Raw genomic sequence first — 10585 nt, 5'->3', positions numbered from 1 at the left:
CGGGTTAGGTTCCAGCGGGTTAGGTTCCAGCGGGTTAGGTGTGTTGGGCAAGGAATCTAGACAATGGATGTTATGAGAGAAATCCGTGGAGGTGTGTGTTTTGCTTTTTCGTTTTGTGGTGTTTTAACCGCTTTTAAAAAAGGGTATCAAAATAAGTATCAGGAACACACAAGCAATAAATCATTCCTTTTTCTGTAAGTTTTAAAGAAGCCGAACCATTTACAGAAACGGGAACAATCTTTTCTAAGACGGTACTCCCAAAACAGGCTTTGTTCTCATTAGAAAAAAAAATTTCTGCTGCAAAATTTTCATTCCAAGTGATGAGGAGTTGTGTTTTTCCATTCATTTTTGTTTGGATTTCACAGCTTACACAAACACTTCCCTTTTCTTGTGATAAGGCACCAAAAGAGAGGGAATTGACAATGAGTTCATGAAATGCCAAACCAATATGCAAAGCCGCATTCGGAAAAAGATAAGGATCTACGCCTTCAAGTGAAAAACGTTCCGTGTCTTTTATTAAATAGCCCAAAGCTTGCGACTGTACCAATTCGCGAAATTGCGCACCACGCCAATCAGAATCGGTGATGAGGTCTTGAGAATGGGAAAGAGAATGAAGTCGCCCTTGAAATTTACGTAAGAAAACCTGAAGAGATTCAGTGTAGCGTGCGGTTTGACTGGCAATACTTTGAATGATGGCAAGAAGATTTTTAGAACGGTGACTGACTTCTCGAAGGAGTATTTTCAGCACCTGCTCACGTCGGCGTAATCCTGAAATATCAACACCGGTAGTGATAATACCGATAATGTCTCCGTTATCATTGCGGTGGCAATCAATAGAAAATTTATACCAAACCGCTTGTTTGGCCATATCCTCAAACCGTGCTTCAATGGTTTGCATTTTGCCAGTGGCTAAAACCTGCAATTTGATTGTTTCCATATTATCTGCAAGATCAAGCGAAAAAAGATCACTGTCACGACATCCCATCCGCCATTTATTATGTAAATGTTGCGGCAAGTTTTCAGCCCATAAATAGACTAGGTTTGTTGTCTGGTATAAAACAAAAATATCAGCGCCACGGATCGCTTGCATGAGGGCGCTTATATGTGATTTATCCATAGGTGGCTTTGGAAGAGGCATAACGATCATGATTTTGATGTTAATCTATTCTAGACCGCTTTCGAAGCATTCTCTTGAAAAAATAAAGCTTGGGAAATAAGCGCTTTCACCATATCAGGATTAAAAGGTTTGGTAACTAAAAAAGTAGGTTCTGGACGCTCTCCGGTCAGTAATCTTTCAGGAAAAGCGGTGATAAAGATTACCGGTATACGGTCGTTTTGCAAAATGTCATTGACCGCATCAATGCCGGAGCTATTATCAGCCAATTGAATATCAGCCAAAATCAACCGTGGTTTTTCCTTATGATACATGATGACAGCCTCATCACGGGTTCGTGCTATCCCTACTACTTGATGCCCTAAGCTTTCTACCATTTGTTCAATGTCCAGTGCAATAAGAGGTTCATCTTCAATAATCATCACTTCAGTGGCAATTTGTTGAGAAATATCCGTCGATGCTTGGTTGAGAAGCTTGCGGAATTCTTTCGTATCAAGATCCATAATTTCGCGGGCTTCTTGTTCATTAAACCCTTCAACGGCAATCAATAAAAATGCTTGGCGTGCGCGCGGGGTGAGATACGATAATTTTGCACTGGTTTTTTGTTCAAGACCAAATTGTGGCAGTGGTTCAGGGATGTTTGGTGTAGTTTGGTCGAAAAGGTGGCAAAAAAGCCAATAGGTACCAATGCGGTCACTGGATGCTTTGGGAAAAATGGAAATATCAGCAATAAGTGCTTCCAACATCGCTGAGACATAAGCATCACCAGAGAATTGACTGCCTGTGACAGAGCGGGCAAAACGCCGAAGATACGGAAGATGCGGTGCTATGCGCGTTGATAATGACATGATCTATAAACTCCTTTGACCTTTGAAGCACTTTGTTGGTTGAAATCTTTAAGAGATGAAAAAGTTCCTTTTCTCGTATGGAACTTTTTACATACAACTATATTTACAACCATAAGGCGAAAAAATTCTTCTCGGTGCTACTGATATTATATGGATTAGGGGGAAAAAAAATGAACGACCGTGATGAAAAAAATCTCACTAATCATTTCGCGTGTGGAGATGATCTCCTTGGAGTCAATAGCGAAATAGCACGAAAATTACGTCAGTTTTACATGGAAATTCAGGAAGAAGCACTCCCGCTGCATTTGCTGGAGCTCTTGGAGAGGTTGGAGAGAGCAGAGCAATTTGGTTTAAACAATGTGGAAAAGGTTTGAATCCTTTATGATAAATGGCGTAAAAAATTTTAAACAGGAACTCTTACTGGTTCTACCGGCTCTTAGGGCTTTTGCTGTTTCTTTAAGTGGTAAACATGATAAAGCTGAGGATTTGGTCCAAGATACTATTATGAAGGCGTGGGCTAAGCAGGACAGTTTTGAAATGGGAACTAATCTTAAAGCTTGGCTTTTTACGATTTTGCGCAATGAATTTTACAGCCAAATGCGCAAAAAAGGAAGAGAAGTTCAAGATACTGATGGTGTGTTTACTCAAAATGTGGCCGTTCATCCTGCTCAATACGGGTCGCTTGATTTGCAAGATTTCAAAAAAGCCTTAAATATGCTTTCCGCTGATCAAAGAGAAGCCATTATTCTCATTGGAGCATCCGGTTTTTCTTATGAAGATGCTGCTGCTATTTGTAATTGTGCTGTTGGTACAATTAAAAGCCGTGTCAGCAGGGCGCGTAATCGCTTACAGAAACTTCTGAAGGTAAATGGTGAATCCGATTATGGTCCCGATTCTTATTCGGCTGGCAGTACATTGTGTTCATTTAACGGCTAAAAAAGCATAATAATTATAGTTGATAGCCTTGTTTTTTTTATTCCCGTTATAGCTATTAAAGTAAAGTCAGTATCTGAGGAAATTCAGAGTGTTTGGCGTGTAACCTTAGGGGAAATAAGGAATCCTGTGTGAAAATATCTCTCGGGATTTTGTCTTAAGAGCCATAAGGTAAGCCTTCCTTTGTGCTGAAAAATGACAAGTTTCAGGTTCGCCGATGGAAATTCTATGACAACAAAGACGAATTTGCTTCCTCAAATACCTTCTTCTGATTCAGCTATATCAAGCTGGCGTTGGGTGGCGATTGTTGTTTCTCTTATTATGGCTCTTTTGGCATCAGCCTTTATTATACTACTCTCAAACGCTGTTGATCGGGAAGTGGCACAGTTGAATACAAGTTCAGAGTTGCGCGAACAGGCTGATTTAGTGCTTATTAGTTTGATTGATATGGCTGTCGCTGATCGCAGCTATGCAAAAACCCGAAAGGCAGAAGATAAAGCACGCTTTGAAAATGCAGCGCGTGAGCTTGATGATATTCTCGATTATACGGAGCTTATTGTTTATGCTCATCCACAATGGTATGAATGGTTTACGGCTTTTAAAAAAGAGGTCGAAGCGCGTAAAGCTTTTATGAATGCGCATATGCATGCTCTTGATACACTTCCTGATCAATCCTCTCAATCTTCGGATTCCTCTGAAGTCCAGAAGATTCAAGTAGCACGTTTAGCCCAATTGATGACAAGTTTTATTAATGGTGACGATGTGGTGCGGCAAAAACAACGTGAAGGCATAGCACTGATGCGTGCTGCTCTAACATTGGCGGCAATTGTTTCTGTGGTGAGTACTTTTATTTCTGCCTATTTTGTTATTAATCGTTTTCACCGTGATATACGCTCCTTAAAAATGTATCAATTGTTGCTTCATAGTGAAAATGCCGCACTTGAAGCGCGTGTGAAAGAACGCACACAAGATTTGGAAAGAGCACGTAACCACGCCGAAAAAGAACGTCAACGTGTTGAAATGTTGTTGCAAGATGCAAGCCATCGCATTGGCAATTCTCTTGGTACGGTGTCTTCTTTGCTTGGGCTGCAATTAAATCGGAGCAAAAATGAAGAAGTGCGTTCTGTTCTTGGTGCCGCACGCGACCGTATCCAAACAATCTCTACTGCGCATCGGCGTTTGCGCTTATGTGATGATATGGAGACAACCTTATTGGCAGAGTTCCTCAGTTCTGTCGTGCATGATGTTGAATTGGCAGTGCCTTTTGAATTGCGCGAAAATATTACCATTCACACAAACTTTAAAGATTGTTGCTTGTCTTCAAGAGATGCAACAACGCTTGGAATTATTCTTGGTGAATTGCTGACAAATTCTTTAAAACATGCTTTTCCTGATCAACGTGTTGGTCATATTTATATTTCATTTGGTCCGCAACAAGATGGACAATTTATGCTCATTGTGGAAGATGATGGTGTGGGCATGAAGAGCCAAACTCCAGAGCAAAAAGCAGGTCTTGGCCGTTTGGTTGTTGAACAGCTTTGTATGCAATTTGGTGAGAAACCCCTTTTTGAAACTTCCGCTTTGGGGGGCACAAGAATTGTGATTCCTTTGCCAAAACTCAACACCAATGGCCCGAAAAGCGCACCATCTATCTCGTAAGAGTGATCTTAAAATTCCCTTTTGTTTGTTAAAATTGGAAGAAAATAACGCCTTTATAAATTACTACAATTTTTTGAGAGGAATACGTAGGCTCCATTTTGCCCTAAATTTCTGGTTAAAATTGGTTTTCCTGTTTTTCCATTATAAGCTCTCACGTGAATGTTTTTTCCTCGCACATTGACGAGATAATAATCTCCTCTAAAAAGTGCTCCTGCTGTGTATACAGGGATATTTCCGAAGACTTTATCATCCTGTGCGCGACAAGAGTTCTGATAATGCAAGTGTCCTACAAAGATTGCTTTTACATTGTGGCGTGTAATGATTGATTTAAATTCAGCAAGATCTCGCGCATTTTTGGGATGCAGAAAGTGTGAATCATTATCTTTCAAATAGGGACGCGCATCGTGAAAGTTGAGAATTGTAATTTTTCCTCTTTTATCAGCAGCTGCTAAATCTTTTTTCAACCAATTCAGGGCTTTTGTTATTTTTACTTTCGTGAGACCATCAGATAAATAAGCAGTATAAGTTGGGTAATTTTGCAGCTGTACATAGTGAATATCTCCATAATCCCATGAGTAACTTAAACTCCCAGTTATTATATCACGAGCCGTTTCAAAGTAAATGTGCCGACGAAAAGCCACATCTTTACTGAATTCAGGTAAAGAACTGCTGTATCTATCTATTTCTTGGAGCATCCTTTTAACAGCACTTATTGCACATGCATCTTTTGAAAGATTTGATATTGGGATTGTACAATCACGAACATTATTGTAATAATCATGATTGCCTAATCCTTCATATATAGGATAAACGATGCTTTTATAGATATCCGCATAGTCTTGATAGGTTTTGGGTCGACCAAACTCAGTTAAGTCACCGTTGATAATATAAAATGCTGCTGCATGTGCTTCTATAGCATTTGCAACTTTTTTATTTACTTCTATCCATGGTTCTCTGTTGCTGTTCGCGTTAGGATCACCAGTGTTCAAGCGCCACGGCTGCGGGTCAGCTGCTATGACAACAGTATAATTTTGGGGAGTCTTTCTTTTTACGTACCAAATTGTTCTGGCATTATCCCCTACACCCTCCATTCGTTCAAAATAATAATTCTTGTTGCTTGAGGTAACGGAATATTCATTGGCACCATTATATGGATTATACCACCGGAATTTTAAAAGAGTTCCATCGTCTTGTACTCTGTATTGAACCCACCCACCAGAGCCAAAAAGCCAAGCATTAGATGTTGTCGCTGCTTTTCCTACCGAGCCAGGCGTAATCATAGTCGAAGGTCCTGCATTTCCCCAGTACGCACCTGTTTTCCATTGTCCACGCTCTATACCTTTACCAATTAATACCATAGAAGTAGGCGGATTGGTAAGTTCATTAACGATGTACACATCTGTTGAACGATCATCAAACGCACTTCGTTGAGGTTTAGGTAATTTTTCGATGAAGTTTCGTCTTGTTTCATGTGTCACAGAAAGGTTTTGAGCGTGAGAAAAATAAGGCTTTATACAAACCAAGACGCTACAAAAAACTCCTACTGTCTTATATTTGTATTGCATAAACACCTCATCTAGAACTAAAATAATTCCCCAAAAACATTTGACAGGTGCGATGCTACAAAAGGCATTAAAATTAATTTTTTCATGTACTGTGCTTTAAACTATGAACGAAGAGTACAAGAACAAAGCTTTGTGATATTTTTATGATGCATCTTAAAAACAGTCGTTAATCAATGGTAGATTTCAACATCAATCATGAATTTTTTGTAAAGCTTGAGAGAATGCGATAAGCTTTAACGTCTATACTTCCCCTTGCCATTTCTATGAGATAATAGTCTCTTTTGTAGAATGTCTAAGCTCTGTATACAGGGTTGCTTTTGAAGAGTTTGTCATTCGGCTCCGATCCAGAAGGACACTTAATGTTCATTGTAGAAGATGATGGTGTAGGTATGAAAAGCCAAACTTTAAAGCAAAAAGCAGGTCTTGGCCGTTTGGTTGTTGAACAGCTTTGTATGCAGTTTGGTGAAAAACCACTTTTTGAAACTTCTGCTTTTGGTGGAACAAAAGACACAATCCCTTTGCCAAAATTGCAAACGAATAATTCAAAGGAAGTGCCATTTCCTTCGTAAAATGGGATCTTAAAATCTCCATTTGTTTGTCAGTATAGAAATGAGGGTAATATCCTTATAAATTGCTACAGCTTTCGAAGAATTTCGTGTTGGTGCCTATCATGCCCAAATCTTTAATCAAAGTGGGTTTACCTGTTCTTCCATTATAGGCTTTAACATGTATATCTTTCCCCTGTACATTGATGAGGTAATAGTCTCCTCTAAACAGTGCTCCCGCTGTGTACACAGGAATATTGCCAAAGACTTTGTCATTTTGTGCGCGACAATAGCTCTGATAATGGGTGTGTCCAGCAAAGATTGCTTTGACATTATGAGAGGTAATGATCGATTTAAATGCTGATAGATCTTGGGCATGTTCGGGTTTAAGAAAACGTGAATAGCCATCACGGTAAAATGGACGCGCATCGTGGAAGTTCATAATTGTTATTTTCCCTCTGGCGTCAGCCGCAGCTAAATCTTTTTTTAGCCAATCCAAAGAGCTCTTAACATGGATATTTATATCATTTTGTTTTAAATTGACTGTATAAGTTGGATAATTGTGAAGTTGTACGTAGTGAATATTTCCATAATCCCATGAGTAACCGAAACTTCCTTCTATAAAGTGAACAGATGTGTTAGAGGTGCCAGTCAAATTTTCCGTGATATCTTGATTGAAATGGGGGAGCTTATCACTATACTCCTTCATTTCTCTCAACATTCTAGAGATGGCGCTTATAGCACACGCATCACTTGAAGAATTCATTTCTTCAGGAATCGTACAATTGCCAACATTGTTGGCATAATCATGATTACCGAGGCCTTCATAAACAGGAGAGCCAAGTTTTTTGTATATGTTTGCATAATCGTCATAAGTTTTTTTACGCCCAAATTCGGTTAAGTCACCATTAACGATATGAAAAGCCGCTTTATGTGATTTTATTGCTTTTGCAATTTTCTCATTTTTACTGATCCAGCGTGCTCTTTTTGCTTTCGAGTTAGGGCCACCGTAACCCAAATACCATGCTTGCGGATCAGCCATGATGATAGCGGTATAGTTTTTTATAGAAGTTTTTTTTCTTATGTCCGAAGATATTTTTGTATCATCACGAGAGTTAATGCCTTTTTGTTGTGTAATATCTCCTTTTGTTGCTCCACAAACAAAAGTTGTATAGTTAAAAATTGCTAAAGTAACAATAGTTATTATTGTATATTTATATACCATAATTTTACTTCTCCAATTATTACACTAAAAAATATAATATTATACGGATATATTATAAAATATTTTTTAGACAAATAATTTTCAAAATTTGTGTTTTTAATTGAAGTTTTTTATCTGTTGGATAAGTATATTATTTTTATATGCAGAATTTTTGTTAATATATTTGGAAGAGTTTTTGATTACATAATTTTTTATGCTATTTATCAAATGTTTTCGTTCTCTCATTATTTTTTTGTCAAGCGTTTTATCTTTATATGTCTGTTTCAGAGTGAAAATGCCACCTTTGAAGCAAACGTGAAAGAAAGAATGAACACAAGAATTGGAAAGAGCGCGCAATTACTCCGAGAAAAAACGTCAATGTGTTGAAATAGCATTGCAGAATGTTAGCCATCGCATTGGCCATTCTCTATGTACGGTATCTTTTTTACTTGGTTTGCAGTTAAATCGTTTGCAGTTAAATCGGAGCAAAAGTGAAGGGGTGCGTTTCTTTTCGCAAAAATACGGAGAGGAGGCGTGTATTTTGATTCTTAATGCACTTTGAAAGAGTTTTAGTGTGATCTTAAGAAGCGCTCTCTGATGGTGTTGTAGGGCTGTTTAACAAAGAATCAATGTTGTTTTTTTCGTGTATAAATGCTTGGAGGTCCTGATTGGATAAAGCCTTACTGTCAGGTATACGGATACGCATAGGGTCAACTTTTACACCATTAACAATGATTTCAAAATGACAATGCGGACCTGTTGCCATTCCTGTGGTTCCGACATAGCCAATAATTTGTCCTTGACGGACTTTTGCGCCTAGTTTTATGTCTGGTGCATAACGGCTCTGGTGTGAATAACTGCTGATATATCCATTGCTGTGTTGAATTTCTGTATGGTTTCCATAGCCGCCTGTTACGCCAATTCTCGTGACAATACCGTCTCCTACAGCAATAATGGGGGAGCCTTTTGGTGCAACCCAATCAACACCCGTATGCATGCGAACATAGCCTAAAATAGGATGTCTGCGTGGTCCAAAGGGAGAACCAAAAATGCCATTTGGAGTAGGTTTGCGGAGCAAGAAAGGTTTAGAGCTTTTTCCTTCTGAATCATAGTAATCGATGCTTCCGTCTTTTGATTGATAACGGTAATATTTATACGTTGTATTGCCGAAAGTAGCGCTGATATAACGAATTTCAGGATCTACATTGGTGGATGGTCTTTTTGTTTTCTGATTCTTTTTGCCATTTTGGGTTTCTTTATCGTTTTGTTGTGGCAAGGTATAAAATATTTCGAGCTGATCCGTTGGTGTTATCCGACCTTTCATATCAATGTTGGTGGCGAGCAAATGAATGAGACGTTGAGAGAGAGATTGTGACATATTATGGCTGAGCAGAGCATTATAGAGCGCGTCGTAAGCTGTGGGTAACTGTGCTGCACTGACATAAGAGTGTGGAATACCATTCTGAAAAGCTGTTTTAAGCACACGGGACATTTGGGGTTCTGTACTTTCAACAAATTGCCCTTTGTCATTCAGAGCAATGGTGAGAACATGATACAGCCCTTGATAAATGCTTGCTCGCACGAGATGATCTTCTTCTCCAGCCTGTGTAATGATACCAATGCGTAAAAGACTTCCCTCTTTAAGTATATCCGAATGATTAAACTTCACCAAATTGGTTACAACCTGTTCAATTTGCTCTTTTGTGTAGTTTGTTTCTTTGAAAGCATCGGCTATCTTTTGTTTTTTATGAATGGGAATAATATCTTCAGCATAGTTTTTTGTGAGATCAATTCGGTGATTTTGAGGAGAAACGGTTACATTCTCTTGAACAATACGGACTTCAGGGGTATCTGTAAATTGGGATGGCGAGGACAAGTCATCTAATTTTAAAGGGTCGATAAGGGTAAGAATTGAAAGGAGTTCGTTGGTTTTTTCCAAAGAAAATCCAGATTTTTTTAATTCTTGTTGCACTTCATCGTCTGTCAGGGTATCTGCGCCATCAAAGTTTTCTTGATCAATTATAAAATCACGGTTGCGTAAGATTATTTTTGTTTCCACTTTTGCTCCATAAATGTGTCCGGAATCTTGTAGTTGAACAGTTGAATTTTTCGAATCACTGGCAAAAATGCTTAAAGAATCAAATTTAGGATAGGTGTATCGCTGAGGGCGATCTTCGGCTAAAGCCATGCGAATCCATTCGAATTTTTGTGTCTGAATGACTTTTTCATCCCCTTTTTTTTGCACAATTGATAATTCAAATTGGCGCTTACTGTCAAAGCTTTGCCGTGCATGCGTGGGAGAAATACGATCACCTTTATATCCATTGGCATTAGGATCTTGTGCTTGTGAGAGGTTTTCTGGTGTAAACCATTGTGGAGGTGTTACCAGTCGTTGCTGTTCATCTAGAGCAGCAAAAAGAGCAATGCCCATAAGAATGCAGGAAGTGATTCCTGTGAGAACTGTTCCTGTGAGCCAACGGACAGAAACTTGTCGGTGCGCTGGCAGTAAGCGTTTGACTACAAGAGCAGGGTCTTGCCCAGGATCGTTTTTCTGTTGTTCGCTATCCCACATGGGTTTTTAGAGTACTTCTTGAAATATTAAATAGAGAAGGCTAGCATAGCTTAGTGTGTTTCGACAAGAATTTGATTCTTTTATTACAGACAATTCAAATCCTTTTTATACAGCAATAATTTTTCTTCTCTTCAATCATAGTCGT

General features: G+C 38.8%; 8 protein-coding genes and 2 pseudogenes. 5 read left to right on the top strand and 5 right to left on the bottom strand.

All coding sequences use genetic code 11. The annotated features are described in order from the left end of the window. Nucleotides 1-133: 133 nt before the first annotated feature. Nucleotides 134-1147 carry a PAS domain-containing sensor histidine kinase gene (locus MCO_RS03875; RefSeq protein WP_007552727.1) on the bottom strand — a complete coding sequence of 338 codons (1014 nt, stop codon included), beginning with the start codon at nucleotides 1145-1147 and terminating at the stop codon, nucleotides 134-136. A gap of 20 nt (nucleotides 1148-1167) precedes the next feature. Further along, nucleotides 1168-1962, bottom strand: coding sequence for a response regulator (locus tag MCO_RS03870; protein WP_007552726.1), 795 nt, complete (start codon nucleotides 1960-1962; stop codon nucleotides 1168-1170). A gap of 170 nt (nucleotides 1963-2132) precedes the next feature. Here MCO_RS03870 and MCO_RS03865 point away from each other — a divergent pair, with 170 nt between their 5' ends. From MCO_RS03865 to MCO_RS03855, 3 genes are all read left to right on the top strand, one after another. Beyond that, on the top strand, nucleotides 2133-2336 hold the full coding sequence (locus MCO_RS03865) for a NepR family anti-sigma factor (RefSeq protein WP_007552724.1): 204 nt from the start codon (nucleotides 2133-2135) through the stop codon (nucleotides 2334-2336). Between the two features lie 7 nt (nucleotides 2337-2343). Beyond that, on the top strand, nucleotides 2344-2898 hold the full coding sequence (locus MCO_RS03860; RefSeq protein ID WP_007552723.1) for an RNA polymerase sigma factor: 555 nt from the start codon (nucleotides 2344-2346) through the stop codon (nucleotides 2896-2898). Nucleotides 2899-3123: 225 nt separating this feature from the next. Further along, complete coding sequence (locus MCO_RS03855; protein WP_007552722.1) at nucleotides 3124-4554, top strand: sensor histidine kinase; 1431 nt, start codon at nucleotides 3124-3126, stop codon at nucleotides 4552-4554. 53 nt (nucleotides 4555-4607) lie between these two features. Here MCO_RS03855 and MCO_RS03850 read toward each other — a convergent pair whose 3' ends face one another. Next, nucleotides 4608-6119 carry a metallophosphoesterase gene (locus tag MCO_RS03850; RefSeq protein ID WP_007552721.1) on the bottom strand — a complete coding sequence of 504 codons (1512 nt, stop codon included), beginning with the start codon at nucleotides 6117-6119 and terminating at the stop codon, nucleotides 4608-4610. A 326-nt stretch (nucleotides 6120-6445) separates the two neighbouring features. Here MCO_RS03850 and MCO_RS03845 point away from each other — a divergent pair. Further along, nucleotides 6446-6688: pseudogene (locus MCO_RS03845) on the top strand (sensor histidine kinase); the annotation flags it as partial. Nucleotides 6689-6743: 55 nt separating this feature from the next. Here MCO_RS03845 and MCO_RS03840 read toward each other — a convergent pair. Further along, a complete protein-coding gene (locus MCO_RS03840) occupies nucleotides 6744-7889 on the bottom strand; it encodes a metallophosphoesterase family protein (RefSeq protein ID WP_007552719.1) in 1146 nt (381 codons plus the stop codon). Nucleotides 7890-8108: 219 nt separating this feature from the next. Here MCO_RS03840 and MCO_RS11090 point away from each other — a divergent pair. Continuing rightward, nucleotides 8109-8373 (top strand): annotated as a pseudogene (locus tag MCO_RS11090) (sensor histidine kinase); the annotation flags it as partial. Between the two features lie 75 nt (nucleotides 8374-8448). On the opposite strand, the gene MCO_RS03830 reads toward MCO_RS11090, so the two are convergent. Continuing rightward, a complete protein-coding gene (locus MCO_RS03830; RefSeq protein WP_007552718.1) occupies nucleotides 8449-10440 on the bottom strand; it encodes a M23 family metallopeptidase in 1992 nt (663 codons plus the stop codon). Nucleotides 10441-10585 lie beyond the last annotated feature (145 nt).

It is taken from the genome of Bartonella sp. DB5-6 (assembly GCF_000278115.1).
GTDB classification, from domain to species: Bacteria; Pseudomonadota; Alphaproteobacteria; order Rhizobiales; family Rhizobiaceae; genus Bartonella; species Bartonella refiksaydamii.
Note: the sequence above shows the minus strand (reverse complement) of the source record. Positions and strands in the feature narration are given on the sequence as shown.

Bases quoted from the DNA above. Each gene is read 5' to 3' on its own strand.
- MCO_RS03875 (WP_007552727.1), bottom strand. From the start codon at position 1,147: ATGATCGTTATGCCTCTTCCAAAGCCACCTATGGATAAATCACATATA.
- MCO_RS03870 (WP_007552726.1), bottom strand. From the start codon at position 1,962: ATGTCATTATCAACGCGCATAGCACCGCATCTTCCGTATCTTCGGCGT.
- MCO_RS03865 (WP_007552724.1), top strand. From the start codon at position 2,133: ATGAACGACCGTGATGAAAAAAATCTCACTAATCATTTCGCGTGTGGA.
- MCO_RS03860 (WP_007552723.1), top strand. From the start codon at position 2,344: ATGATAAATGGCGTAAAAAATTTTAAACAGGAACTCTTACTGGTTCTA.
- MCO_RS03855 (WP_007552722.1), top strand. From the start codon at position 3,124: ATGACAACAAAGACGAATTTGCTTCCTCAAATACCTTCTTCTGATTCA.
- MCO_RS03850 (WP_007552721.1), bottom strand. From the start codon at position 6,119: ATGCAATACAAATATAAGACAGTAGGAGTTTTTTGTAGCGTCTTGGTT.
- MCO_RS03840 (WP_007552719.1), bottom strand. From the start codon at position 7,889: ATGGTATATAAATATACAATAATAACTATTGTTACTTTAGCAATTTTT.
- MCO_RS03830 (WP_007552718.1), bottom strand. From the start codon at position 10,440: ATGTGGGATAGCGAACAACAGAAAAACGATCCTGGGCAAGACCCTGCT.